The sequence below is a fragment of the Mesorhizobium sp. M0159 genome, from assembly GCF_040322295.1.
Lineage (GTDB): Bacteria > Pseudomonadota > Alphaproteobacteria > Rhizobiales > Rhizobiaceae > Mesorhizobium.
Map to the genome: position 1 here is coordinate 226226 of NZ_JAMYTF010000008.1, position 23491 is coordinate 249716.

Here is a 23491-nt window from a genome sequence, read left to right on the forward strand (position 1 = left end):
ATTAGATAATAGGTATAATTTGTATAATTGTCTATATCAATAGACAAATTTTCGATGCAAGGGAATGTTAACCATGCGAGGACAGGAAGCGCGCGATCAGGCTGAGCGCAAGGCCGTGATGGCAACGCTGGCGCAATCGACCGGCGACGATATCGTCCGCCTCTGGGACGAAGCCGGCCTGCCTTGCGAAGCGGAACTTCTGCGTGGCCCCGAAACCGGCCTGGTTACGGTACGCGGCCGCATCGGCGGCGGCGGCGCGCCCTTCAATGTCGGCGAGGCGACGGTCACCCGTGCCACGGTGCGGCTTGCGTCCGGCCATGTCGGCCACTGCTACGCGCTCGGCCGCGACAAGCAGAAGGCAAGGCTGGCGGCAATCGCCGATGCGCTGTGGCAGGACCCGGCCCACCGCAATGAGGTCGAGACCAGGATCGTTGCGCCCTTGCAGGCGGCACTGGCCAAGGCGCGTGAACAGCTCCGCGCCGAGACGGCGGCGACCAAGGTCGATTTCTTCACCATGGTGCGCGGAGAAGACTGATGGATATCGCCACTCAATCCATTGAAGGCGGCTTCGCCGATCCGGTATTCAATGCCCAGACCGTATTCCGTGCCGTGATGGACGCGATGGCGCGGCCGGGCAGCGTCCAGCCCTTGCCGGCCCTTGCCCACCCCCCGGTGCCGCTGTCGGCCACCGCCGGCGCCGTTGCGCTGACGCTGTGCGACAACGACACGCCGCTCTGGCTCGACCCGGCTTTGCAGGGGTCGGCGGCAGTGAAATCCTGGCTTGGCTTCCATACCGGCGCGCCGCTGGCCAACACCCCGGCCGACGCGCATTTCGCGCTGATCGCCACGCCGGCCGAGATGATGGCGCTCGACGGGTTTTCGCAAGGCACCCAGGATTATCCCGATCGCTCCACGACGCTGATCCTCGAGGTCGGCGATCTCGTCTCCGGCGCTGCGCTGCTGCTCGAAGGCCCGGGCATCGAGAAGACGGCGACGATCGCGCCGGCGCAAATGCCGCGCCATTTCGTCGAGCAATGGAAGCAGAACAACCAGCGTTTTCCGCGTGGCGTCGATATCATCCTCGCCACGTTCGACGCAATTGCCTGCCTGCCGCGCACGACGCGCATCAAGATCATGGAGGCGTAGCATGTATGTGGCGGTAAAGGGTGGCGAGACGGCCATTCGAAATGCTCACAAATTGCTCGCCGACCGCCGGCGCGGCGACCGTTCGGTGCCGGCACTTCGTCTAGACCAGATCGTCGAGCAGCTGGCGCTCGGCGTCGACCGGGTGATGAGCGAAGGTTCGCTCTACGACAGGGAACTGGCGGCATTGGCGATCGTCCAGGCGCGCGGCGACATGATCGAGGCGATCTTCCTGGTTCGCGCCTATCGCACCACGCTGCCGCGTTTCGGCTACACCAGGGCGATCGACACCGGCACGATGCTGGTCGAGCGGCGGGTGTCGGCGACCTACAAGGACCTGCCCGGCGGGCAGCTGCTCGGCCCGACTTTCGACTACACCCACCGGCTGCTCGATCCCGAGCTTGCCGCCGGCGGCGAAGTCGCCGAGCCGGAACAGCGTGCCGGCGAGGCGGAAGCGATGCCGCGCGTCTCGGCCATCCTCGCCCGCGAAGGCCTGATCGAGCCTGATGGCGACATGCCTGGGGATCGTGTCCCCGGCGACATCACCCGCGAGCCGCTGGAATTCCCGATGGCGCGCGACATCCGCCTGCAGGCGCTGTCACGCGGCGACGAGGGGTTTCTGCTGGCGCTCGGCTATTCCACCCAACGCGGCTATGCGCGCAACCATCCCTTCGTCGGCGAAGTTCGCATCGGCGAGGTCGAACTGGAACTGGACGTGCCGGAACTGCCCTTTGCCGTGCCGCTCGGCAGCATCCGCGTCACCGAATGCCAGATGGTCAACCAGTTCAAGGGCTCGGCCAAGGCGCCGCCGCAATTCACCCGCGGCTACGGCCTCGTCTTCGGCCAGAGCGAACGCAAGGCGATGGCCATGGCGCTGTGCGACCGCGCGCTGCGCGCCTCGGAGTTGGGCGAGGATGTCATCGCCGCCGCGCAGGACGAGGAGTTCGTCATCTCGCATTCCGACAATGTCCAGGCGACCGGCTTCGTCGAGCATCTGAAGCTGCCGCATTATGTCGACTTCCAGGCCGAGCTCGACCTCGTGCGCCGCATGCGCACCGAGCACGACGCCCGCGAAAATGCCGGCAAGGGCGAAGAGAAGAGGCAGGCAGCGGAATGACTTCAGTTAGCTCCACCACCGTGACCTCCCCCGTCTGGGGAATGGCCTCCGGATCCGCCGTAACCGTTACTGCCGCCAATGGTCTCGCCTTGCGCGCCTTCCCTCGGCTCAGGAAGAACCATTCTTCGAAGCACAAAGGCAACCACCCCGACGAACACCAGCAACAGGATTCCGAGGCGCATCCATCCGGTCGGGGTCATCGGAGCCCAGCCCCTTTTCCGTGTCTTGGAACTCAATTCGGTAGCACAGAGCGGAAGCGATCGCCATGACCGACATCGCCACCTACAACTTCGCCTATCTTGACGAACAGACCAAGCGGATGATCCGCCGCGCCATCCTCAAGGGCATCGCCATTCCTGGCTATCAGGTGCCGTTCGCCTCGCGCGAAATGCCGATGCCCTATGGTTGGGGCACCGGCGGCGTCCAGGTTACCGCTTCGATCATTGGCCCGGACGATGTGCTCAAGGTCATTGACCAGGGCGCCGACGACACCACCAATGCCGTCTCGATCCGCGCCTTCTTCAAGAAGGTCGCCAATGTCGCGGTCACCACCGAAACGGCCAAGGCGACCATCATCCAGACCCGCCACCGCATCCCTGAATATCCGCTGAGTGCCGGTCAGGTGCTGGTCTACCAGGTGCCGATCCCCGAGCCGCTGCGCTTCCTCGAGCCGCGGGAAACGGAGACGCGCAAAATGCATGCGCTGGAGGAATACGGCCTTATGCATGTGAAGCTCTACGAGGACATCGCCAGGCACGGCCGCATCGCCACCACCTACGCCTACCCGGTCAAGGTTGAGGGCCGCTATGTGATGGATCCCTCGCCGACGCCGAAATTCGACAATCCGAAGATGCACCGTTCGCCGGCTTTGCAATTGTTCGGCGCCGGCCGCGAAAAGCGCATCTACGCGCTGCCGCCCTTCACCGATGTGGTCAGCCTCGATTTCGAGGACCATCCGTTCGAGGTGCAGACCTTCGACCAGCCCTGCGCGCTGTGCGCGGCCGAGAACGTCTATCTCGACGAGGTCATCCTCGACGACCATGGCGGCCACATGTTCGTCTGCTCCGATACCGATCATTGCGAGAAGCGGCGCAACGCCCCTACCTCCCCCTTGTGGGGAGGTCGCGCCGAAGGCGCGGGTGGGGGTACTGCCACCGCCTCACCCCCCACCCCGGCGCTACGCGCCGACCCTCCCCACGAGGGGGAGGGTAAGGAGAAGCAATGACCGACGAACCTTTGCTGCGCGTTTCGGCGCTGTCCAAATCCTACGGCTCGCGCGTCGGCTGCGAGAACGTCACTTTTGACCTCTGGCCGGGCGAAGTGCTGGCGGTGGTCGGCGAATCTGGTTCCGGCAAGACGACGCTGCTCAACTGCCTGTCAACTCGACTGCTGCCCAGTTCCGGCACCGCCAGCTACCGGATGCGCGACGGCCAGTTTCGCGAACTCTACCGCATGAGCGAGGCCGAGCGCCGCTTCCTGATGCGCACCGATTGGGGTTTTGTCCATCAGAACCCGGCGGACGGGCTGCGCATGACGGTGTCGGCCGGCGCCAATGTCGGCGAGCGGTTGATGGCGGTCGGCGACCGCCACTATGGAAAAATCCGCGCCACCGCCGTCGACTGGCTGTCGCGCGTCGAGATCGACGAGGATCGCATCGACGACGAGCCGCGCGCCTTTTCCGGAGGCATGCGCCAGCGCCTGCAGATCGCCCGCAACCTCGTCACCGGGCCGCGGCTGGTGTTCATGGACGAGCCAACCGGCGGCCTCGACGTCTCGGTGCAGGCGCGCCTGCTCGATCTGTTGCGCGGCCTGGTCACCGATCTCGGCCTGGCCGCCATCGTCGTCACCCACGATCTCGCCGTGGCGCGGCTGTTGTCGCAGCGCATGATGGTGATGAAGGACGGCCGCGTCGTCGAAAGCGGCCTCACCGACCGCGTCCTCGACGATCCGCGCGCGCCTTATACCCAGTTGCTTGTCTCCTCGATTCTGCAGGTGTGACGATGATTGCTCCGGCGTACCCCCCTCTGGCCTGCCGGCCATCTCCCCCTCAAGGGGGGAGATCAGCAGCTTTTATGGCCCGCCCGTTCTGCGACACAGGAGAATGGCGAAACCGAATGCGACTGCCAATCTCCCCCCTTGAGGGGGAGATGGCAAGTTTTGGCAAAGAGGGCAAGCCAGAGGGGGGTGTTGGCCCGCAGACGAATGACGATTGGAGAACGCTCTGATGGCAACCCCGCTCGTTGTCTCCGATGTCGCGAAGAGCTTCACCATGCATCTGCGCGACGGCATCAAACTGCCGGTGGTCGCCGGTGTCTCGTTCGCGATCAGGGCCGGCGAATGCGCCGTGCTCGGCGGCCCGTCCGGCGCCGGCAAGAGCTCGATCCTGAAAATGCTCTACGGAAATTATGCCGCCGATGAAGGCCAGATCATCGTCCAGCACGAGGGCGGGCTCATCGATCTCGCCTCGGCCAGCCCGCGCACCGTGCTTGCCGTGCGCCGGCTTACCATCGGCTATGTCAGCCAGTTCCTGCGCACCGTACCGCGTGTCTCTGCGCTCGACGTCGTGGCCGAACCGCTGGTCGAGCGCGGCGAGGAGCGCGAGGTCGCGCACGGCAAGGCACGCGCCTTGCTGGCGCAGCTCAACCTGCCGGAGAAGCTCTGGGCGCTGCCGCCGGCGACGTTCTCCGGCGGTGAACAGCAGCGCGTCAACATCGCGCGCGGCTTCATCACCGAGCACCCGATCCTGCTGCTCGACGAGCCGACCGCTTCGCTCGATGCCAGGAACCGCGATGTGGTGATTTCCCTGATCGTCGCCAAGAAGGCAGCGGGCGTCGCTTTGCTCGGCATCTTCCACGATCACGACGTGCGTGAGGCGGTCGCCGACCGCGTCATCGACGTGACCGCCTTCGCCGCCGGGAAAATCGCCGCATGACCAGGAAACTGTCGGAGGCGCCGCTGATCCACGAGACGGCGGAAGTCGAGAACTCGACGCTTGGCCGCTGGACCGAGATCGCCGAGCGCTGCCGGGTTTCCGAAAGCACGCTCGGCGACTATTCCTACATGATGCAGGACTGCGGCGTCTGGTGCGCAACGATCGGCAAATTCGCCAACATCGCCGCAAGCGTGCGCATCAACGCTACCAACCATCCGACCTGGCGGCCGACGCTGCACCATTTCACCTATCGCGCCTCGGATTATTGGGACGACGCCGAGCACGAGAGCGAATTCTTCGCCAAGCGCCGCGCCAAACGCGTCACCATCGGCCACGACACCTGGCTCGGCCACGGCTCGACCATCCTGCCGGGCGTCACCGTCGGCGATGGCGCGGCGGTCGGTGCCGGTGCGGTGGTGTCGAAGGACGTCGCGCCCTACACCATCGTCGCCGGCGTACCGGCCAAGCCGATCCGCGAACGCTTCGACCGCCGCACCGCGGAGCGCTACCAGGCGCTCGCCTGGTGGGACTGGGACCACGCAAGGCTGCGCGCCGCGCTCGACGATTTTCGGGAATTGTCGGCGGAGGCGTTTCTGGAGAAATATGGCGGCTGAGGGTCGTGAAATGGTGAATGGTGAATGTGAATGGGGGCAGCGGACAGGTTTCGAGGCTCAGGGAAGCCGTTCTTATCACCATTCACCATTCGAGCTTCTCGCGCCGAGTTGATCCCGCCCCGCTCCAGGCTGTGGGCAGTAACAAAACTGACATCGTTCCGACACCGCAGGTTCATGCGGCTGCGCTAGCCAGGGTAAACAGACCTTCAATTGCGATTGGACTGGAGCCTGCACCATGTCAGCTACGCTCGAAATCCGCGGCGTCACCCGCCGGTTCGGCAAGAACACCGCCGTCAGCAATGTTCACATCGCGATTCCGCAAGGCCAGATGGTCGGCATCATTGGCCGCTCCGGCGCCGGCAAATCGACGCTGCTGCGCATGATTAACCGCCTCATCGATCCCAGCCAGGGATCCATCCTGTTCAACGGCGTCGAGGTCTCCGGGTTGCGCGGCTCGCCGCTCCGGCGATGGCAGCGCGACTGCGCCATGATCTTCCAGCAGTTCAATCTCGTGCCGCGCCTCGATGTGCTGACCAATGTGCTGCTCGGCCGGCTCAACCACCGCTCGACGCTGTCCAACCTATTTGGCATGTTCTCCCGCGGTGAATGCGCCGAGGCGGTTGCAGCCCTCGAGCGCCTCGACATCGCCCGCACCGCCCTGCAGCCGGCCGGCACACTTTCCGGCGGCCAGCAGCAGCGCGTTGCGATTGCGCGCGCCATGATGCAGCAGCCGAAGGTGTTGCTGGCGGATGAGCCGATTGCCTCGCTCGATCCGCTCAACGCCAAGGTGGTGATGGATTCGCTGCAGGACATCAATTTGCGCGAGGGCATCACCGTCATCACAAATCTGCATACGCTGGATACGGCCCGCACCTACTGCAACCGCATCATCGGCATGGCCGCCGGCAAGGTCGTCTTCGACGGCCCGCCCGAAGCCCTCAACCGCGAGGCCGTGCGCATGGTCTACGGCGCCGACAGCAATGGCGGCGAAATCTCCGAGGCCATCACCTCCACCAGTGTCGCCATCAAACAGAAAATCGCTGCATCCGCCGGACCGCTCGAGCCCGCATTCCCGGGATATTGAGAACGGCCTGATCGCCCGCCCGCGTCAAAGGCACCTGTCAAAAAATTCGAACGCTACCGGCGCGAGGCCGGGACCAACAGGAGAGAGATAATGTTCAGGAAGATGGTTTTTGGCGCCGTTTCATTGCTCGCCATCGCGGCAAGCGCCGCTCACGCCCAGGATATCAAGGAATTCCGCATCGGCATCCTTGGCGGTGAAAACGAAGCGGACCGGCTGCGCAACTTTCAGTGCCTCGCCGATCACATGAAGTCCGAATTCGGCTTCGAGAAGGTCTCGCTGTTCCCGGCCGCCGACTATGACGGCGTTATCCAGGGCCTGCTCGGCGGCACGCTCGATTTCGCAGAGCTTGGCGCGTCGGGCTATGCCAGCGTCTACCTCAAGGATCCGAACGCCGTGACCCCGATCCTCACCACCCAGCAGACCGACGGCGCGACCGGCTATTATTCGATCGGCCTTGCGCTGAAGTCGTCCGGCATCACCGACATCAAGTCGGCCAAGGGCAAGAAGCTCGGCTATGCCGACCCGGATTCGACCTCCGGCTACCTGATCCCGCTGACCCAGATCCCGAAAGACACCGGCGCTTCGAACGAAACCTTCTTCGCCTCGACACAGTTCAATGGTGGCCACGAGAACAACCTCCTCGCCGTTCGCGACGGCAAGGTCGATGTTGCGGTTGACGATTCCTCTGGCATCGGCGACTTCAAGAACGGCTACACCTCCGGCACCTTCCACAAGGAAGTCGCCAAGGGCGCCGTGGACCCCAACGATTTCGTCGAAGTCTGGCGCTCCGGCTTGATCCCGAACGGCCCGCTGGTCGTGCGCACCGCACTCGGCGGCGATATGAGCGCCAAGCTCGCCAACTTCTTCACCAGCCTGCCGGCCAAGGACAAGCCTTGCTTCGAGGCCATCGAAGGCGGCGATTTCACCGGCTATGTTCCGGTGAAGCCGGACTTCTACAGCGTCATCGTCGAAGCCCGCAAAGCCGCGATCGGCGGCTGACGACAATTGCGGAAAGGGCGGCGTCCATTAGAGCGACGTGCGTCCACTTGGACGCACAAAGTACGCTCTAACACTTAGATGCCGCATCGTGCTTTCCGAAAGTCAACTTTCGGGCCGATGCGGTCGCCGCCCTTTTTGCGTGTCCGCTCGTGACCCCGTATGACCTTCGCCGCTACAATTCGTTCAGACGCGGTCCGGCAGGCAGCAGACGCCTGGCGACGCCAGACGTCCTTGCGCCGGTTCTACACGGCGCTCGGCATCGGCTCACTGCTTGTCGCCATGTGCACAGCCATGTGGTTCGCCGACGAGGCCAATGCCGGACATTTCTTCGATCGGCTGCCGCACATACTGGATTTCCTTAGTTGGCTTGTTCCCAAGGACTGGAACGACGTCTGGCGGGCGCTGTTCGACATCGCATCGCCGCACGACAAGGGCAGCCAAGAGTTCAACTTCCCGCTTGGCCGCGTCTATCTCTGGGGCGGCTTTTATCTACCCGAATATTTCGAGCTGATGCTCACCACGCTTAACCTGGCGCTGGTTTCCACTTTCATCGGCTTTGTCTTTGCGGTGCCCTTTTCCTTCATCGCCGCGCGCAACTTGACGCCCAGTCCGGTGCTCAGGCTCGTCGTCAAGCGCTTCATGGAACTGCTTCGCGCCTTCCCCGAGATCGTCATTGCCGGCCTGTTCGCAGCCATCCTCTCGACCGGCCCGGTCGCAGCCATCATCGCCATCGGCCTGCATTCCATCGGCGCTCTCGGCAAGCTCTTCTACGAGATCAACGAAAACATCGACATGCGCGCCGAAGAAGGCCTGCGCGCGGTCGGCGCCAACTGGTTCGAGCGCGTGCGCTTTGCCGGCCTGCCGCAAGTGCTGCCCAATTTCATGTCCTACACGCTGCTCAGGATCGAGATCAATGTGCGTATCTCGACCATTATCGGCGCGGTCGGCGGTGGCGGCATCGGCGAGGAACTGAAGCTCTCCATCTCGCGCGGCTTCGGCGCCAAGACGCTGGCATTGGTGCTGCTGCTGTTCACGACGATCTTCCTCGTCGACCAGTTTTCCGCCTGGCTACGCCGCAAGCTCGTCGGCGAGCAGGCATTCATGATGGGTGCCTGACCATGATCCCAAAAAGTGGATTCCGGTTTTTGGAAAAGATCATGGCAAATCAACAAGAAGACTGCCCATGGCCGCAATGACCGCCGATGAGATGCGGTCGATCGAGGAGCGCTTTCCCCAAGTGTTCCGGCGGCCCTTGTACAAACGCTTCGGCCCGCTGGTCCTGTTCACCGGCATCCTGCTCTATCTCCTCTACGCCTTGTGGTTCTTCAGCCTGCCGCAAGTGCTGAGGGAATCGCACTGGGAGCGCCTGCCGCTCTTCCTGACGCAATGGATCAGCTACGATCTGCAGCCGGAATTCCGTCTCGACCAGCCTCAGATCACACCCAGATACCCGCGTTTTTCGGCGCTCGGCGAAGATCCGCATCCCGATTGGGTCATCACCAACGCCAACGGCTCCTACACCATCCTGATCGACGGCCGGGCCAAATCGGTCATCTTCGACAAGACCGAGGCGACGCTGGTCGCCAATGGCCAGACGGTGCCGGTGTCCTTGGCCAGCGGCAAACCGGTAATATCCGGCCCGGTGCCGGAGTGGATCACCGCGCATGACGATGAGATCGTCGCCAGGATGGGCTTTGCCGGCGAGGTCCGTATAACCGTCGATCGCGTCAAGGTCCGCAAGCGCTTCCTCGGCTGGGCGAATTTCGTCTTCGACACACGCTCGCCCTTCTTCGGCAAGTCGCCCGGCGAGGTGGTCTCGTTGCTGGTGTCCGGACCCCAGCTCAAGCCGGGCACATCAAACATTGCGCTGGCCGCCGATAATATCTGGAACAACGCCCAATGGCAGCATGGCGACGTCTGGACGAAGCTGTTCCAGACCATCGTCATGGCGTTTCTCGGCACCTTACTCGGCGGCATCGTTGCCTTCCCGCTCGCCTTCTTCGCCGCCCGCAACATCACCCCGAGCGGCCTGCTTAGCCAGGTGCTAAAGCGGTTCTTCGATTTCATGCGTTCGGTCGACATGCTGATCTGGGCGCTGTTCTTCACCCGCGCCTTCGGCCCGGGCCCGCTTGCCGGCAGCGCCGCGATTTTCTTCACCGAGATCGGCACGCTCGGCAAAGTCTATTCGGAAGGCCTCGAGAACATCGATGACAAGCCACGCGAGGGCATCCAGTCGACCGGCGCCAACGGCTTGCTGGTGCAGCGCTATGGCGTGCTGCCGGAAGTGATCCCGGTCTTCATCAGCCAGACACTCTATCAGTGGGAATCCAACACCAGGGGCGCGACGATCATCGGCGCCGTCGGTGCCGGTGGCATCGGCCTGAAGCTCTGGGAGGCGATGCGCACCAATTCCAACTGGGCCAATGTCTTCTACATGGTGCTCTTGGTCCTGCTCGTCGTTTTCATCTTCGACAACATTTCCAATTTCCTGCGCCGCCGCTTGAGCAGGACGATCCACGACTACAACCGGATCCAGGCCGGCCAGGGCTGACGGGGGCGTTGCGCAGGCGTGCGGTTAGGGCGCCTTCCTCCATCCATTCCTGATATGCCTGTAGCCGTCGCGGTAAACAGCTTCCGGGCCTTCGGAAAAGTCGCGCCACACCTTGGTGGCCGCGGCTAAATCCTTCAGCGAACGCCCGAACGCCTCGATCGTCAGCCAATCGTCGTAGCCGCTCTTGCGAATGGCGGAGAAAGTCTCCTTCCAGGGGACGTGGCCGCGGCCCGGCACGCCGCGATCGTTCTCCGAAATATGGATATGGACGATGTTCTTGCGGTTGCGCGTATAGGCGCCGATCGGGTCGGCCTCTTCGATGTTGGCATGGAACGTGTCGTACATCGCCTTGATGTGCGGCCGGTCGATCGCGTCGATATGCGCCGACAAATCGTCCATCGTGTTGAGCAGATAGCATTCGAAGCGGTTGAGCGCCTCCAGCCCGATGGTGACACCCTTGTTGCCGGCATGGTCACCGATGGCGCGCTGCGAAGCGATCGAACGTTTTTTCTCGGCCGCCGTCGGCCCGCTGCCGGAGAAGGCTCCGAGTGTGGAATGCAGCGGGCCGCTCAACGTGTTCGCGCCAAGCGCCTGAGCGCAGTCGATCGCCGATTTCATGTAGTCGATACCGGCCTTGCGCGTCGAGGCGTCGGCCGAGATCAGGTTCATCGCCGGATCGCCCATCGCCGAGACGGCGGTACGTTGCAGCCCGATGCGGTCGAGCAGCTCACCGAGCTTCTTGTAGTCGTCCGGCGTGCCGGAGAAGACCGGTATCTCGACGCCGTCGAAGCCGGTCGCCTTGATATCCCTCAACAACGGCTCGTGTTTTTTCGTGACACTGGTCGTCCACAACAACATGCACATGCCGATTTTCATCGACGCCCCTCCCCTTCATTCGCTCGATCGCCGGAGGGGTGGTGAGATTCAGGTCAGGCCGAGCCGAAAATGGTGGGTTCCGAGAACCGGAGCGGAGCGTACTTTTGGTACATGAGCACCGGAAGCGCAGGAAACTGCCATTTGCAGGCCGGTCTCACCTGAATATCACCACCCCTTCAGAGCTTCGTCCACGCTCCATTCTTCTTCGCCGATTTCACGCAGGCCTCGATGAAGGCCATGCCTTCGACGCCGTCTTGCACAGTTGGGAAAACGACATCCTTAGCCGGCTTGCCGCCCTTCCGGCGCGCCGCACGAATGGCCCGCGCGGCTTCCTGGTAGATGTTGGCGAAACCTTCGAGATAGCCTTCCGGATGGCCTGGCGGAACGCGGCTGACGCGCCCGGCGACGGGCAACGCTCCCGCGCCGTTTCGGGTGATCAACTGCTTCGGCTGGCCGAACGGCGTGTACCAGAGATAGTTCGGATCGGCCTGCACCCATTCGAGCCCGCCCTTCGAGCCGTAGATGCGCAATTTCAGGCCGTTCTCGTGGCCGGGCGCCACCTGGCTTGCCCAGATCATGCCCTTGGCGGAGTGCGACCCGCCGACCGGCTTGAAGCGCAGCAGCACATTGATGTTGTCGTCGAGCAGCCGCCCCGGTACGAAGGCATCGAGATCGGCCGACAACGAATCGAGCTCCAGCCCGGAGACGAAACGGGCGAGGTTGTAGGCGTGCGTGCCGATATCGCCCAGCGCACCGCCGGCACCGGCCTGCTTGGGGTCTGAGCGCCACGCAGCCTGCTTCTGGCCGGTGGCGGCCAGATCTTCGGTCAGCCAGTCCTGCGGATATTCCGACTGCACGATGCGGATATCGCCGAGCTGTCCTTTGGCCACCATCTCGCGTGCCTGCCGCACCATCGGATAGGCGGTGTAGTTATGCGTCAGCACAAACACCTTGCCGGTCTTTTCGACCAGCGCCGCCAGCTTCTTTGCCTCGGCCAGCGTCGTCGCCAGCGGCTTGTCGCAGATGACGTGGATGCCGGCCTCTAGAAAAGCCTTGGCGGCCGGCACGTGCACATTGTTCGGCGTGACGATGGCCACCACCTCGATGCCGTCCGGCCGCTTGGCCTCGGCCTGGGCCATCTCGGCATAGGAGCCGTAGCTGCGTGCCGGATCGAGCCCAAGCTCGGCCGCCGAGGCCTTGGCGCGCTCCGGATTCGACGACAAGGCGCCGGCAACCAGCACGAACTCGTTATCAATGCGCGCCGCGATGCGGTGCACCGCGCCGATAAAGGCGCCTTGTCCGCCGCCAACCATGCCGTAGCGGATCGGACCGCCTCCCGTTTCCGTCTTCGATGCGCCAACCATGATTTTCTCCCTCGTTATCTGAGATACCCCTCCCCCCTTGAGGGGGAGGGTCGACGCGTAGCGCGGGTGGGGTCGCCGGGCATGAAGCTCGGCATGGACCGACCCCACCCGGCCCTCCGGGCCACCCTCCCCTCGGGAGGGATATCTGTGCTAGATCCCCATCATGCCGCGCAGCACCTTTTTATCGGTCGTGCCGCCGGCGAAATCGTCGAATGCTTTTTCCGTCACCCTGATGATGTGGTGCTGGATGAAGGGGGCGCCTTCGGCAGCACCATCCTCCGGGTGCTTGAGGCAGCATTCCCATTCCAGCACCGCCCATGAATCGTAATTGTATTGGGTGAGCTTGGAGAAGATGCCGCCGAAATCCACCTGCCCGTCGCCGAGCGAGCGGAAACGCCCGGCGCGGTTGGTCCAGCTCTGGTAGCCGGAATAGACGCCTTGCCGCCCGGTCGGATTGAATTCAGCGTCCTTGACGTGGAACGCCTTGATCCGCTCGTGGTAGATGTCGATGAATTCGAGATAATCGAGCTGCTGCAGCAGGAAGTGCGACGGGTCGTAGTTGATGTTGCAGCGCTTGTGGCCGCCGACCGCATCGAGGAACATCTCGAATGTCGCGCCGTCGAACACGTCCTCGCCCGGATGGATTTCGTAGCCGATATCGACGCCGTTCTCGTCATAGACGTCGAGGATTGGCTTCCAGCGCTTGCCCAGCTCGGCAAATGCTTCCTCGATCAGTCCCGCCGGCCGCTGCGGCCATGGGTAGAGGTATGGGAAGGCCAACGCGCCGCAAAACGACACCGACGCCTTGAGCCCGAGATTCTTCGACGCCTTGGCGGCGAACTTCATCTGTTCGACCGCCCATTGCTGCCTGGCTTTTGGATTGTTGTGCACCGCAGCCGGCGCAAAGCCGTCGAACTGCGCGTCATAGGCGGGATGCACCGCCACCAGTTGCCCCTGCAGATGCGTCGACAGTTCGGTGATTTCGACGCCGGCATCGGCGCAGATGCCCTTCACCTCGTCGCAATAGGCCTTGGAGGAGGCTGCCTTCTCGAGATCGAACAGTCGAGCGTCCCATGTCGGGATCTGCACGCCCTTGTAGCCCAGACCAGCCGCCCATTTGGTGATCGAGGCCAGCGAATTGAACGGCGCGGCGTCGCCCGCAAACTGCGCCAGGAACAGACCAGGCCCCTTCATCGTCGTCGGCATCGGCATCTCCCTATGTTTCACGACCAAGCATAGCGCCGATTGAAAACAGGGCCAGCGTCTTTGGTCTCTTTGCACAGCGCGCTCAGCGCCGCTATTCTGGTATTACCAAATGACGAAATCTGGTCAAGCCATTTGACGCGCTGCCGCAGTCTTGCAACCATGCCGAGTTAAGCCACATGTTTAAGCATAATCAATGGTCTAGCTAGGAGCTAACGCTTGATGGCAGCACTTCTTGCCGTCCAGATGAAATTACTGTAGACCTCCCATCAAGCCCAATTGGTCGAACCAGTTTGCAAAAAATGCTGGGACGCCTTGGGGAGGAATCATGCGGCACGCTTCGGCAGAGTGCGCCGCAGGCGAACTGGTACAGGCGATTCTGGGAAGGATAGACCATGCATCTTTCGACGCACAATTGGATGCGGGCGGAGCCGCTGGAAACGACGCTCAAGCGCATCAAGAAATTCGGCTACGAGTCGATCGAGATCTCCGGCGAACCCGAACACTACAAGCCCAAGGAGACGCGCGCACTGTTGAACGAGTACGGCATTCGCTGCTGGGGAGCGGTGACGCTGATGCTGGGCGAGCGCAATCTCGCCGCCAAGGACCAGGGCCAGCGCGAGCGCTCGGTGCAGTATGTCAAGGACGTGCTGACCATGGTCAGCGAACTTGATGGCGAGATCATCACGCTGGTTCCGGCCACCGTCGGCAAGGTGGTGCCGGACGGCACCGAGGAAGAGGAGTGGAAATGGGTGGTCGACGCCACCCGGGAATGCTTCACCCACGCCAAGAAGGTCGGCGTCAAGATCGCGGTCGAGCCGCTCAACCGCTTCGAGACCTATCTGTTCAACCGCGGCGCCCAGGCACTGGCGCTGGCCGATGCGGTCAGTCCCGAATGCGGCGTCTGCCTCGACGCCTACCACATCCACATGGAAGAATTTAACGTCTACGACGCCATCCGGCAGGTCGGCAAGCGCCTGTACGACTTCCATGTCGCCGACAACAACCGCTTCGCCGCCGGCCTCGGGCAGATCGACTGGCCGAAGATCGTCGGCACGCTGAAGGAGATCGGCTATGACGGCGCGCTGACCAATGAATTCGTCGCCCCCGTCGACCGCACCCCGGCTGCCCCCTATCCCGACATGGTCGAACGCAACCCCGTCGACATCTCGCCGGAGCAGTTGAAATTCATTCAGGACCACGGCTCCAGCGTGCTCACGGAGAAATTCTACACCGACCAGATGCGCATCAACGCGGAAACGCTGCTGCCGCTGATCAAGTAGCCGAGCCGTTTGGAAAAGCCCTTCCGCCTCACCGCGGCCGGGCCGAGGATGAACATGCGCATCAAGACGGTCCAAGCCTGGTGGGTCCGCATACCGATCGAAGCCGCGAAGCAGCACCGTAGCGACTTCGGTCAGGTGGCGACGTTCGACGCCGCCATCCTGCGCATCGAGACCGACGACGGGCTGGTCGGCTGGGGCGAGGGCAAGAATGCCGCCGGCAGCGCCGGCAGCTACGGCGCCCTTGTCCATTTGCTGAACTACGAGGTCGGCCCGCAGCTGGTCGGCCGCGACCCGGCTGACATCGGCGTCATATGGGAGATGCTCTATAATGGCACGCGCCACGACAGCGCCGCTCGCGCTGGCCACGCCATGCCGCAATTGGCGCGACGCGGCATGAGCATCGCCGCTATCAGCGCCGTCGACATCGCATTGTGGGACATTCTTGGCAAATCGCTCGGCGTTCCGGTCTGGCGGCTGCTCGGCGGCCGCAAGCTGGACCGCATGCCGGCCTATGCTTCCGGCGGCTGGGCCACTGCGGAAGCCATCGGCGACCAGCTGCAGTCCTACATCACCAAGGGCGGTTTCAAGGCGCTGAAGATGCGCGTCGGCGCCATGGACGGCGCCCCACATATCTCGGCCGCTCGCGTCCGTGCCGCCAGACAGGCGCTCGGTCCCGATATCGACCTGATGGTCGACGCGCACGGCACCTACACGGTGGCCGAGGCCAAGCGCTTTATCCATCTCGCCGGCGACCTCGATCTCGCCTGGTTCGAGGAGCCGGTGATCGCCGACGACAAGCCCGGCATGGCCGAGGTGCGCGCCTGCGGTTCGATCCCGATCGCCACCGGCGAAAGCGAGGCGACGCGCTATGCCTTCCGCGACCTCGCCGTGCTCAAATCCGCCGATATATTCCAGCCGGATCCGGCCTTTTGCGGTGGCATCAGCGAGGCGATGAAGATCGGCACCATCGCCAGCGCCTTCAATCTGCGCTTTGCGCCGCATCTTTGGGCCGGCGCGCCCTGCTTCTTTGCCGGGCTGCATGTCTGCGCTGCTTCACCGGCGAGCTTCACCGTCGAATATTCGCTCGGCGCCAACCCGATGATCCACGATCTGATCGAAGAGACTGTCGAAGCAAAGGACGGTATGGTAGCGATCCCTGATAGACCCGGGCTGGGATTCACCATTTCGGAGCGGTTCCTGGAGGCGCACGCGCAACACGGCTGACATGAAAGAAAAGAACCTTCTCGCGGAACTCGCCGCCTATCTGTTCTCCCATTCGGACAAGGAGACGGGCCGCACGCCGTCGGAGCGCGAACTGGCAGAGCATTTCAGCGTCAGCCGCGGCCAGATCCGCGAGGCGCTGGCCATTCTCGAGGCCATGCGCATCGTCGAGCGACGGGCGAAATCCGGCATCTACATCGATACGAAGCAGGCGAGCGTCGAGGCGATGGCGCTGTTCGCCCGCGCCGGCCTGCCGCTCGATCCCGTCCAGATCTACGAGACGGTCGAGTTGCGCAAGATCCACGAGATCAAGGCCGCCGAACTTGCCTGTTCACGCGCCACCGAGGAGAATTTCGAGCGGCTGCGCGAGATCCTGAAGGCCTCCGAGGATCGCATCGCCGCCGGTGAAGGGCTTGCCCGGGAAGACCGCGAGTTCCACCTCGAGATCGTGCGGGCGACCAAGAACAGCGTCTTCCACAATATCTGCAGCGTCTACTACATGATGGGTGAACTGCGCCTGCCGATCTATTTCAACGATCCCGAACGCAGCGTGCGCTCCCATGCCGAGCATATCCAGATCTACGAGGCGCTGCTGCGCCGCGATGGCAACCTCGCCCAGGCGCTGATGAGCGCCCACCTGCAAGGCGCGGAAAGCTACTGGAAGGGGCTGATCGAGGGGCGTGGGGCGGAACCGGAAAGCCCTGCGCTCGAAAAGGCCTGAAATGCCCAAGATCCTGTCAACACACAGACTGCACCCTCGTGCCGCTTCCATGCTGACCGGGGCCGGCGAACTCGTCGTTGCTTCCGCCCTCGATGCGGCCACGCTGGCCGCCGAGGCGAGGAACGCCGATGTCATCATCGTTCGCGCTCCCTTGCCTGCGGCGCTTTTCGAAGGCGCGAAGAAGCTCAGGGCCGCGATCCGCCACGGCGCCGGGCTGGACATGGTACCGATGGAAGCGGCCAATGCGGCCGGCGTGCTGGTGGCGAACGTGCCGGGGGTGAACGCGCGATCTGTCGCCGAATATGTGATGTTCGCGGCGCTGGCGCTGCTTAGGCGCTTCCGTGTGTTGGACCGCGACTTGCGTGCGAAAGGATGGCTGGCGGGCCGCGAACACACGGTGGTGGCCAGCGAGCTAGCGGGCAAGACGATCGGCATTGTCGGCCTCGGCGCGATCGGTCAGGCGGTTGGCCACATCGCCGCCCATGGGTTCGATCTGAATGTGGTGGCGACGACGCGCAGCATGCGGCCGGCGCCGGACAGGGTCGGCTTCCTGTCGATCGATGCACTCATCGAGCAGAGCGACATCATCGTTCTGTGCTGCCCGCTGACGCCCGAAACACGGGGGCTGATCAGCCGCGAGCGCATTGAGCGGATGAAGCCGGATGCGCTGCTGATCAATGTTTCGCGCGGGCCGGTGATCGATGACGACGCGCTGATCGAGGCCTTGCAGAAGGGCCGCATCGGCGGCGCTGCGCTCGATGTTTTTGCTACACAACCGCTACCGCCCAACCATCCTTATTTTGGCTTCGACAACGTCATCGTCACCCCGCACATGGCTGGGATTACCGAGCAGTCGATGATGCGCATGGGCGTCGGCGCGGCTGGCGAAGCCTTGCTGGTGCTGGCCAACAGATTGCCGGTCAATCTGCGCAACCCCGAAGTGGTCGAGCACTACCGGCGGCGGTTCCCTGCCGATTTCTGAAAGCGCCCCAATTTTCCCGAATTCGCCGGCGATGGTGCCGGCATGGCAAGCGTCACAAAATTCCTGCTGACCACCGGCTTCTGCGTGGCGACGGCGCAAGCCTTCGCCAACGGACAGGGTAGCTACGTGTTCTGCGACAACGGCATACGCTGCGTGGCGGCACCCTGTCCATCGAACAGCGCGCTCGACCTCGCTAATGGGAAGCTCATCAAAGGCGTTTCAATCGACATCGATCGCCTGCCGCAGCAAGACAAGGCGCTCGATCTTTCAGACAAGCTCTATGCCGGCAAGGTCGTTGTTGTCGGCTCGATCGAGAACCGCACCCGGACCTTCAACGGCAAGCGGTACACCCTGCCTTGGCTGGTCGCCACCAGCATCGAACGCGCCGCCAAGGACAGCGAACGCGGCCACTGCTCGTCGCGCTGACACGCGCTATCCTATCAATTTGCAAGCAGCCCCTCCACGCCCGCTGCGATGCGCAGCAGGTGGTGGTCATGGCCATTGCGTGCCACCAGCATCAGCCCGGCCGGACGCGTCATTCCCGGCATCGGCAGCGAGATGGCTGATAGATCGAACTGGTTGGCGACCTGCGTGTTGCGCAGCAGAAGGCCTTCCGTCCTGTTGCACAGAGCCTCGTCGCTGGTCATCGACACGATCGTCGGCGCCGTCACCGGTGTGGTCGGCAGGGCCAGCTCGTCGACCGACGCCAGCCGGTCATCCATCGCGGCGGCCAGCGCCGTGCGGCGGCGCATTGCCCTGATATAGATCGTGGCCGGAATGGCGGCGGCGCGCGACAATGGCCCGCTTACCCGCGGGTCGACCGGCCTCGTCGCTCCCGTCGCCAGCCAGTCGGCATGGATCTCCGCCCCTTCCATCGCCGCGATCGACGCGCGTTGGGTTGCCACGCGCAGATCGGCAAGCAGATCGTCGATCGACAGCTCCACAAGCCGTGCGCCGCTAAGCTCTATCTTGCGCAGACACCGGTCGAACGTCGTCGCGACCTCTTCCTGCGTATCATCGAACAGCACGCCGCGCGCAATACCGATGCGCAGGCCGTCCAGCGGCAGCGGCAACAGTGCCGCCAGGTTTTCGCCCGACATCACTGCATCGGCCGCCGCACATTCGGCGACGGTGCGGGCTAGCGGACCGATCGAGTCCAGCGTGGCTGACAGCGGAAACGCACCCGCAAGCGGCACGCGCCGCGCAGTCGGCTTGAAACCGACGACGCCATTCAGCGATGCCGGAATGCGCACCGAACCACCGGTATCGGAGCCGATGGAGATTTCGCTGGTGCCTTCGCCCACCGAAACGCCGGCGCCTGAGGAGGAGCCGCCCGGAATACGGCTGGCATCGCTAGCATTGCCGGGCGTGCCATAATGTGGATTGACGCCGATCGCAGTAAAGGCGAACTCGGTCATGTTGGTCTTGCCGAGGATGATTGCACCGGCCTGGCGCAACTGTTGCACGACAATGGCATCCCGCAGCGCCGGCGCTGCGTTGGCGAGCAGCAGAGAGCCAGCCGTGGTCGGCTCGCCGGCGACATCGAACAGATCCTTGATCGAGACGATCGCCCCATCGAGCGGCCCGAGCGTGACGCCGGCTTTTCGCCGCGCATCGGTGGCGTCCGCCGCCGCCCGTGCGGCTTCCGGGTAGAGCTTTACGAAAACCCTCTCATCGTCGACGCGAGCGGCAAGAGGCGAAAGAATTGCTTCGAGGTGATCGCGGGCTGATTGCATTTTTCGGTGTCGGACTCCGCGCGCTTGCAACGTCTTAAGGTAGCAGCCAGAAACTGGCCGCAGGAGACATAGCCCGGCACGGTCGGATTTGCACCTGTCGAACCGAAGGAGGAAGGCCCGATGCTCTACCAAGGCAGCTGCCACTGCGGCAAGGTCGCGTTCGAGGTCGAAGGCGAGCTGACCGGAGCCGTTCGGTGCAATTGCTCGATCTGCTCGCGCAAGGGTGCACTGTTATGGGCAGTTCCGCATGAGAGCATACGGGTGCTTGCCTGGGGCGATGATCTCGGCCGCTACAGCTTCGGCAACCATGTCATCGCCCACCGCTTCTGCCGCAGCTGCGGCATTCACCCCTTCGCCGAGGATGTCGGCGAAGGGAGCGGGCGAAGTGCCTATATCAATATCAATTGCATCGAGGCGTTGGACGTCGCCGCCGTGCCGGTCTTCGACTTCGACGGCCGTTCCGTTTAGGCCTTGGGGTCGTCGATCGGCTTGGGGCCAAGGAAGAACGCCGCCAGTGCCGCAAGCAACGTCGCCGCCGCGCAATAGGCGAAGGCGGTGGCAACGCCGGTATTGTCGACCAGCAGGCCGCCGAAGACGGCGCCCAACGCGATGGCGACCTGGAACGTCATAACCATGAGCCCACCGGCGCTTTCCGCCTGATCGGGGGCGGCCCGCACCAGCCAGGTCTGCAGCCCGACTGGGACGGCGCCGAAGGCAAAGCCCCAGCTGGCCACTGCTATTGCAGCCACGACGGGTGAACCTCCGACCACCAGCAGCAGGAGCGCCGAAAACGCGATCAGCAGGGGCGCCAGGCTGACGGCTGCCTTGAGGCTGCGTTCGGCAATGAAGCCGCCGGCAAAATTGCCGAAGAAGCCACCAATGCCGTAGGCGAGCAGCACAAGCGAGATCGTCTCGATGTCCAGCGCGGGCACCTTCTCGAGAAACGGGCGGACATAGGTGAAGCCGGCAAAATGTCCCGAGGCGACCAGCAGCACCACCAGCAGTGCCACCCTGATCATCGGCCGCTTCATCACCTCCAGCAGCGTGCGAAAACCTGCCGTACCTGCAGGCGGCAGCTTCGGAATGGTAGCCACCTGCACCAGCAGCGCCAGCGCACCGACCACGGCGGCGATCATGAACGCCGTCCGCCAGCCCCAGATGTCGCCGACATAGGCGCCGACCGGAGCCGCGCAGACCGTCGCCACCGAAACGCCGGTGAGAATGATCGACATGGCGCGCGACATCAACCGCATCGGAACGAGCCGCATCGCCATGGCTGCCGACATCGACCAGAAGCCGCCAAGACTGATCCCGAGCATGATGCGGGCAATCAGAAGAACGGGAAGCGAGGACGCAAACGCGGCCACCAGGTTTGACAGCACAAGCAGCACCGTCAGCGCCCACATGACCAGCCTGCGGTCCAGCCGCTTGGTGACAATAGCCATGGTCGGCGCCGCAATCGCGCCAATGACGGCGGTGGCCGTTACCGCCTGCCCGGCGGCGCCTTCGGTGATGCCGAGATCCTGCGCAAGCGGCGTCAGCAGGCTGGCAGGCAGAAATTCCGCGGTCACCAGGCCAAAGACTCCGAGCGCCAGGGAGACCACCGCCCCCCATGCGGGCTCGGATCGTTCGCCGGTTTCCGATGGGTCGAGAACGGCGTCCATGACGCCTGTCGCGGGTTCGGTCATGAGGGATCTCCGGTCTGTTGCAGCGCAGCATTTGGCGGCAATGCAAGCAACATAGGGAGTGACTAGCTGGAGTTTCCATGCTAGAAACACCATTATGTTTGACCGTTCGTCCAAAATTCCAATCACCGGCGATCCGCTGACAGACATATTGCGCGGATTGCGTCTCGAAGGCGTCGATTACGGCCGTTGCGAGATGAAGGAACCCTGGGGCATCCATTTTCCGGCTCAGGCGGCGGCACGGTTTCATTTCATCGGCCGCAAAGGCTGCTGGTTGCTGCAGCCGTCCGGTGAATGGGTCGAGCTCAAGGCGGGCGACGCGGTATTGTTGCCGCGCGGCTCAGCCCACACGCTGGCGAGCGAGCCGGGTATCGAGGCGGCGCCGATCCACGGCTATGAGGTCGAGGAAATCTGCAAGGGTGTCTATTGCATGTCGAATGACGGCATGCCCGGCTGCCGTCCGGGGACCTTGCTGTTTTTCGGCAGCATGTATTTCAATCTCGATGGCTTGCACCCCTTGCTCGGCATGATGCCGGACGTGATGCGCGCACATGAGTTGGAGGCCTATGAGCCAGGTATCCCGCATTTGCTGGAAGCGATGGCCCGCGAGGTGACGATGGAGCGCGTCGGCTCCGGCGGCATCCTGGCGCGGCTGGCCGATGTGCTCGCCGCGACCGTCATCCGCTCATGGGTCGAGCGCGGCTGCGGCGACTCTTCCGGTTGGATTGCGGCGGTCAGGGACCGCGAGATCGGCCGGGTGCTGGCCGCGATCCATCTGGAACCGAACCGCGACTGGACGGTGGAGGCTCTGGCGAAGATGATGGGTGCCTCGCGATCAGGTTTCGCCGAGCGCTTCGCAACCATTGTCGGCGAAACACCGGCAAAGTACGTCACGCAGGTGCGGATGCACCAGGCGAGGCAATGGCTGGTCCGCGACCGGCTCAAGATTTCCGTCGTCGCGGCGCGCCTCGGCTACGAATCCGACGCCTCGTTCAGCCGCGCCTTCAAACGGGTCATCGGATCGCCGCCCAGCCATTTCCGGGCCGAGGAACAGGCGGAGATCCGCCAGGCCGGCTAAACGTTGGCCGGCTTATTGCTCGGTGATGCAGGCCGAGCCGGCGCTGCTCTTGCAATATTTGCCGGAGGCCCCGCACCTGCCATCCGAGACTTCCACGACGGTGCCGCTCAACAACAGCTTGCAGTCGCTGGTGGACAGATTGACCGTGCCGTTGAGGTCCTTGATCTTCTTGGCGTCGACCTTCGCGCCGGCGACAACTTTCTTGGCTGCCTGCGCCTCGCCCAGATGCGCCGCCGACAATCCCATACCGGCGACGAGCAGGATCATCGCAAAACTGCGGAACAGATTTCCCATAGCCAACCCTCCGTTTTGGGCCTCCAAATTGGGCTTGCAAAGCCCGTTTGGGACCAAAGGATCAGCCTATTCGACAAATCGGAGCATCCGCATCCCCCGTACGGGGGATGACGGGAAGACTCGAGCATTTCGCAGCCAAGCGGAATCACTTGGCGTCGCACAAATGCGGCTAAAACACATGGATAGAGCGGGATGCACGGTTCACTTTGAACGCATCCCGCTCTAGCGCAGTAAAGACGCTTGTACTTAGCCGGCGTGACGCAGGCTTATTCCGCTGCCCTTGTCGAACAGCACCACCTTGTCCGGGTTCCAGGCAAAGCGTACCGGCTGCTCTATCTGGACGTCGGTCCTGGCCGGCACGGTGGCGCGCAGCATGGCGTCGCCGACCCGCAGCGTCAGGATCTTCTCGACGCCATGGTTCTCGACGTCATGGACCCGCGCCTCGACCGGCGCGCCGGTCTCGAGATAGACGTCCTCGGGACGAATACCGAAGACGAGCGGGCGACCGTCGGTCGCCGCGCCCGTCTTTTGCCCCCGCGCAGTGGTGGGGGGGCGGGGCGGGGGGGGGGGGGGGGGGGGGGGGGGGGGGGGGGGGGGGGGGGGGGGGG

The 23491-nt window shown here is 63.6% G+C and carries 25 protein-coding genes; 18 read left to right on the plus strand and 7 right to left on the minus strand.

Annotation, left to right across the window (positions count from 1 at the left end):
* Window positions 1-73: 73 nt before the first annotated feature.
* The 11 genes from phnG (at window position 74) to phnE (NKJ32_RS11920) (ending at window position 10440) form a co-directional block, all read left to right on the plus strand.
* On the plus strand, window positions 74-535 hold the full coding sequence (gene phnG, locus NKJ32_RS11870; protein ID WP_352577420.1) for a phosphonate C-P lyase system protein PhnG: 462 nt from the start codon (window positions 74-76) through the stop codon (window positions 533-535).
* The gene (phnH, locus tag NKJ32_RS11875) at window positions 535-1146 is read left to right on the plus strand and encodes a phosphonate C-P lyase system protein PhnH (RefSeq protein WP_352577419.1); all 612 of its coding nucleotides are present in this window, start codon (window positions 535-537) and stop codon (window positions 1144-1146) included. The genes phnG and phnH overlap by 1 nt, the downstream gene beginning before the upstream one ends.
* Before the next feature lies 1 nt (window position 1147).
* Window positions 1148-2260: a carbon-phosphorus lyase complex subunit gene (locus tag NKJ32_RS11880; RefSeq protein WP_352577418.1), complete on the plus strand. Its 1113-nt coding sequence runs from the start codon at window positions 1148-1150 to the stop codon at window positions 2258-2260.
* Window positions 2261-2525: 265 nt separating this feature from the next.
* The gene (locus NKJ32_RS11885) at window positions 2526-3485 is read left to right on the plus strand and encodes an alpha-D-ribose 1-methylphosphonate 5-phosphate C-P-lyase PhnJ (protein ID WP_502899011.1); all 960 of its coding nucleotides are present in this window, start codon (window positions 2526-2528) and stop codon (window positions 3483-3485) included.
* Window positions 3482-4258, plus strand: coding sequence for a phosphonate C-P lyase system protein PhnK (phnK, locus tag NKJ32_RS11890; protein WP_352577417.1), 777 nt, complete (start codon window positions 3482-3484; stop codon window positions 4256-4258). The genes NKJ32_RS11885 and phnK overlap by 4 nt, the downstream gene beginning before the upstream one ends.
* Before the next feature lie 226 nt (window positions 4259-4484).
* Window positions 4485-5192, plus strand: coding sequence for a phosphonate C-P lyase system protein PhnL (gene phnL, locus NKJ32_RS11895; protein ID WP_352577416.1), 708 nt, complete (start codon window positions 4485-4487; stop codon window positions 5190-5192).
* Window positions 5189-5806, plus strand: a complete 618-nt coding sequence (locus NKJ32_RS11900) for a DapH/DapD/GlmU-related protein (protein ID WP_352577415.1) — start codon at window positions 5189-5191, stop codon at window positions 5804-5806. The genes phnL and NKJ32_RS11900 overlap by 4 nt, the downstream gene beginning before the upstream one ends.
* Window positions 5807-6041: 235 nt before the next feature.
* The gene (gene phnC, locus NKJ32_RS11905) at window positions 6042-6890 is read left to right on the plus strand and encodes a phosphonate ABC transporter ATP-binding protein (protein ID WP_023675197.1); all 849 of its coding nucleotides are present in this window, start codon (window positions 6042-6044) and stop codon (window positions 6888-6890) included.
* 90 nt (window positions 6891-6980) lie between these two features.
* Complete coding sequence (phnD, locus tag NKJ32_RS11910) at window positions 6981-7889, plus strand: phosphonate ABC transporter substrate-binding protein (protein ID WP_352539454.1); 909 nt, start codon at window positions 6981-6983, stop codon at window positions 7887-7889.
* A 159-nt stretch (window positions 7890-8048) separates the two neighbouring features.
* Window positions 8049-9005: a phosphonate ABC transporter, permease protein PhnE gene (phnE, locus tag NKJ32_RS11915; RefSeq protein ID WP_352827615.1), complete on the plus strand. Its 957-nt coding sequence runs from the start codon at window positions 8049-8051 to the stop codon at window positions 9003-9005.
* 67 nt (window positions 9006-9072) lie between these two features.
* On the plus strand, window positions 9073-10440 hold the full coding sequence (gene phnE, locus NKJ32_RS11920; protein WP_352502606.1) for a phosphonate ABC transporter, permease protein PhnE: 1368 nt from the start codon (window positions 9073-9075) through the stop codon (window positions 10438-10440).
* A gap of 24 nt (window positions 10441-10464) precedes the next feature.
* Here phnE (NKJ32_RS11920) and NKJ32_RS11925 read toward each other — a convergent pair whose 3' ends face one another.
* The 3 genes from NKJ32_RS11925 to NKJ32_RS11935 all read right to left on the minus strand — a co-directional run bounded on the left by NKJ32_RS11925 (window position 10465) and on the right by NKJ32_RS11935 (window position 13886).
* Window positions 10465-11316, minus strand: a complete 852-nt coding sequence (locus NKJ32_RS11925; RefSeq protein ID WP_352456817.1) for a sugar phosphate isomerase/epimerase family protein — start codon at window positions 11314-11316, stop codon at window positions 10465-10467.
* Between the two features lie 176 nt (window positions 11317-11492).
* Window positions 11493-12680 (minus strand): Gfo/Idh/MocA family protein, encoded by a 1188-nt coding sequence (locus tag NKJ32_RS11930; protein WP_023675192.1) that lies wholly within the window; start codon window positions 12678-12680, stop codon window positions 11493-11495.
* Between the two features lie 150 nt (window positions 12681-12830).
* Window positions 12831-13886, minus strand: a complete 1056-nt coding sequence (locus NKJ32_RS11935) for a sugar phosphate isomerase/epimerase family protein (RefSeq protein ID WP_023675191.1) — start codon at window positions 13884-13886, stop codon at window positions 12831-12833.
* Window positions 13887-14278: 392 nt separating this feature from the next.
* Between NKJ32_RS11935 and NKJ32_RS11940 the strand changes: the two genes are divergently transcribed.
* The 5 genes from NKJ32_RS11940 to NKJ32_RS11960 are packed head-to-tail and all read left to right on the plus strand — an operon-like array spanning window position 14279 to window position 18516.
* The gene (locus NKJ32_RS11940) at window positions 14279-15166 is read left to right on the plus strand and encodes a sugar phosphate isomerase/epimerase family protein (RefSeq protein WP_352725625.1); all 888 of its coding nucleotides are present in this window, start codon (window positions 14279-14281) and stop codon (window positions 15164-15166) included.
* 54 nt (window positions 15167-15220) lie between these two features.
* Window positions 15221-16390 carry a mandelate racemase/muconate lactonizing enzyme family protein gene (locus NKJ32_RS11945; protein WP_023675189.1) on the plus strand — a complete coding sequence of 390 codons (1170 nt, stop codon included), beginning with the start codon at window positions 15221-15223 and terminating at the stop codon, window positions 16388-16390.
* 1 nt (window position 16391) lies between these two features.
* Window positions 16392-17108, plus strand: coding sequence for a FadR/GntR family transcriptional regulator (locus NKJ32_RS11950; RefSeq protein WP_292661187.1), 717 nt, complete (start codon window positions 16392-16394; stop codon window positions 17106-17108).
* A gap of 1 nt (window position 17109) precedes the next feature.
* Window positions 17110-18090 carry a hydroxyacid dehydrogenase gene (locus NKJ32_RS11955; RefSeq protein WP_352448395.1) on the plus strand — a complete coding sequence of 327 codons (981 nt, stop codon included), beginning with the start codon at window positions 17110-17112 and terminating at the stop codon, window positions 18088-18090.
* A gap of 42 nt (window positions 18091-18132) precedes the next feature.
* Window positions 18133-18516 (plus strand): DUF6748 domain-containing protein, encoded by a 384-nt coding sequence (locus NKJ32_RS11960; protein ID WP_352827619.1) that lies wholly within the window; start codon window positions 18133-18135, stop codon window positions 18514-18516.
* Window positions 18517-18530: 14 nt separating this feature from the next.
* Here NKJ32_RS11960 and NKJ32_RS11965 read toward each other — a convergent pair whose 3' ends face one another.
* A complete protein-coding gene (locus NKJ32_RS11965; RefSeq protein WP_352827622.1) occupies window positions 18531-19826 on the minus strand; it encodes an amidase in 1296 nt (431 codons plus the stop codon).
* Between the two features lie 120 nt (window positions 19827-19946).
* Here NKJ32_RS11965 and NKJ32_RS11970 point away from each other — a divergent pair, with 120 nt between their 5' ends.
* On the plus strand, window positions 19947-20294 hold the full coding sequence (locus NKJ32_RS11970) for a GFA family protein (protein ID WP_352568286.1): 348 nt from the start codon (window positions 19947-19949) through the stop codon (window positions 20292-20294).
* Here NKJ32_RS11970 and NKJ32_RS11975 read toward each other — a convergent pair.
* Window positions 20291-21514 (minus strand): MFS transporter, encoded by a 1224-nt coding sequence (locus tag NKJ32_RS11975; RefSeq protein WP_352568287.1) that lies wholly within the window; start codon window positions 21512-21514, stop codon window positions 20291-20293. The genes NKJ32_RS11970 and NKJ32_RS11975 overlap by 4 nt on opposite strands.
* 94 nt (window positions 21515-21608) lie before the next feature.
* On the opposite strand from NKJ32_RS11975, the gene NKJ32_RS11980 reads away from it, so the two are divergent.
* Window positions 21609-22589: an AraC family transcriptional regulator gene (locus NKJ32_RS11980; RefSeq protein ID WP_023675183.1), complete on the plus strand. Its 981-nt coding sequence runs from the start codon at window positions 21609-21611 to the stop codon at window positions 22587-22589.
* A 12-nt stretch (window positions 22590-22601) separates the two neighbouring features.
* Here the strand turns inward: NKJ32_RS11980 and NKJ32_RS11985 are convergent, their stop codons facing one another.
* Window positions 22602-22883: a hypothetical protein gene (locus NKJ32_RS11985; RefSeq protein ID WP_023675182.1), complete on the minus strand. Its 282-nt coding sequence runs from the start codon at window positions 22881-22883 to the stop codon at window positions 22602-22604.
* 246 nt (window positions 22884-23129) lie between these two features.
* Window positions 23130-23491: TOBE domain-containing protein (locus NKJ32_RS11990; RefSeq protein ID WP_352827627.1), on the minus strand; the 362-nt coding region annotated here is incomplete at its 5' end.

Bases quoted from the DNA above. Each gene is read 5' to 3' on its own strand.
- phnG (WP_352577420.1), top strand. From the start codon at position 74: ATGCGAGGACAGGAAGCGCGCGATCAGGCTGAGCGCAAGGCCGTGATG.
- phnH (WP_352577419.1), top strand. From the start codon at position 535: ATGGATATCGCCACTCAATCCATTGAAGGCGGCTTCGCCGATCCGGTA.
- NKJ32_RS11880 (WP_352577418.1), top strand. From the start codon at position 1,148: ATGTATGTGGCGGTAAAGGGTGGCGAGACGGCCATTCGAAATGCTCAC.
- NKJ32_RS11885 (WP_502899011.1), top strand. From the start codon at position 2,526: ATGACCGACATCGCCACCTACAACTTCGCCTATCTTGACGAACAGACC.
- phnK (WP_352577417.1), top strand. From the start codon at position 3,482: ATGACCGACGAACCTTTGCTGCGCGTTTCGGCGCTGTCCAAATCCTAC.
- phnL (WP_352577416.1), top strand. From the start codon at position 4,485: ATGGCAACCCCGCTCGTTGTCTCCGATGTCGCGAAGAGCTTCACCATG.
- NKJ32_RS11900 (WP_352577415.1), top strand. From the start codon at position 5,189: ATGACCAGGAAACTGTCGGAGGCGCCGCTGATCCACGAGACGGCGGAA.
- phnC (WP_023675197.1), top strand. From the start codon at position 6,042: ATGTCAGCTACGCTCGAAATCCGCGGCGTCACCCGCCGGTTCGGCAAG.
- phnD (WP_352539454.1), top strand. From the start codon at position 6,981: ATGTTCAGGAAGATGGTTTTTGGCGCCGTTTCATTGCTCGCCATCGCG.
- phnE (WP_352827615.1), top strand. From the start codon at position 8,049: ATGACCTTCGCCGCTACAATTCGTTCAGACGCGGTCCGGCAGGCAGCA.
- phnE (WP_352502606.1), top strand. From the start codon at position 9,073: ATGGCCGCAATGACCGCCGATGAGATGCGGTCGATCGAGGAGCGCTTT.
- NKJ32_RS11925 (WP_352456817.1), bottom strand. From the start codon at position 11,316: ATGAAAATCGGCATGTGCATGTTGTTGTGGACGACCAGTGTCACGAAA.
- NKJ32_RS11930 (WP_023675192.1), bottom strand. From the start codon at position 12,680: ATGGTTGGCGCATCGAAGACGGAAACGGGAGGCGGTCCGATCCGCTAC.
- NKJ32_RS11935 (WP_023675191.1), bottom strand. From the start codon at position 13,886: ATGCCGACGACGATGAAGGGGCCTGGTCTGTTCCTGGCGCAGTTTGCG.
- NKJ32_RS11940 (WP_352725625.1), top strand. From the start codon at position 14,279: ATGCATCTTTCGACGCACAATTGGATGCGGGCGGAGCCGCTGGAAACG.
- NKJ32_RS11945 (WP_023675189.1), top strand. From the start codon at position 15,221: ATGCGCATCAAGACGGTCCAAGCCTGGTGGGTCCGCATACCGATCGAA.
- NKJ32_RS11950 (WP_292661187.1), top strand. From the start codon at position 16,392: ATGAAAGAAAAGAACCTTCTCGCGGAACTCGCCGCCTATCTGTTCTCC.
- NKJ32_RS11955 (WP_352448395.1), top strand. From the start codon at position 17,110: ATGCCCAAGATCCTGTCAACACACAGACTGCACCCTCGTGCCGCTTCC.
- NKJ32_RS11960 (WP_352827619.1), top strand. From the start codon at position 18,133: ATGGCAAGCGTCACAAAATTCCTGCTGACCACCGGCTTCTGCGTGGCG.
- NKJ32_RS11965 (WP_352827622.1), bottom strand. From the start codon at position 19,826: ATGCAATCAGCCCGCGATCACCTCGAAGCAATTCTTTCGCCTCTTGCC.
- NKJ32_RS11970 (WP_352568286.1), top strand. From the start codon at position 19,947: ATGCTCTACCAAGGCAGCTGCCACTGCGGCAAGGTCGCGTTCGAGGTC.
- NKJ32_RS11975 (WP_352568287.1), bottom strand. From the start codon at position 21,514: ATGACCGAACCCGCGACAGGCGTCATGGACGCCGTTCTCGACCCATCG.
- NKJ32_RS11980 (WP_023675183.1), top strand. From the start codon at position 21,609: ATGTTTGACCGTTCGTCCAAAATTCCAATCACCGGCGATCCGCTGACA.
- NKJ32_RS11985 (WP_023675182.1), bottom strand. From the start codon at position 22,883: ATGGGAAATCTGTTCCGCAGTTTTGCGATGATCCTGCTCGTCGCCGGT.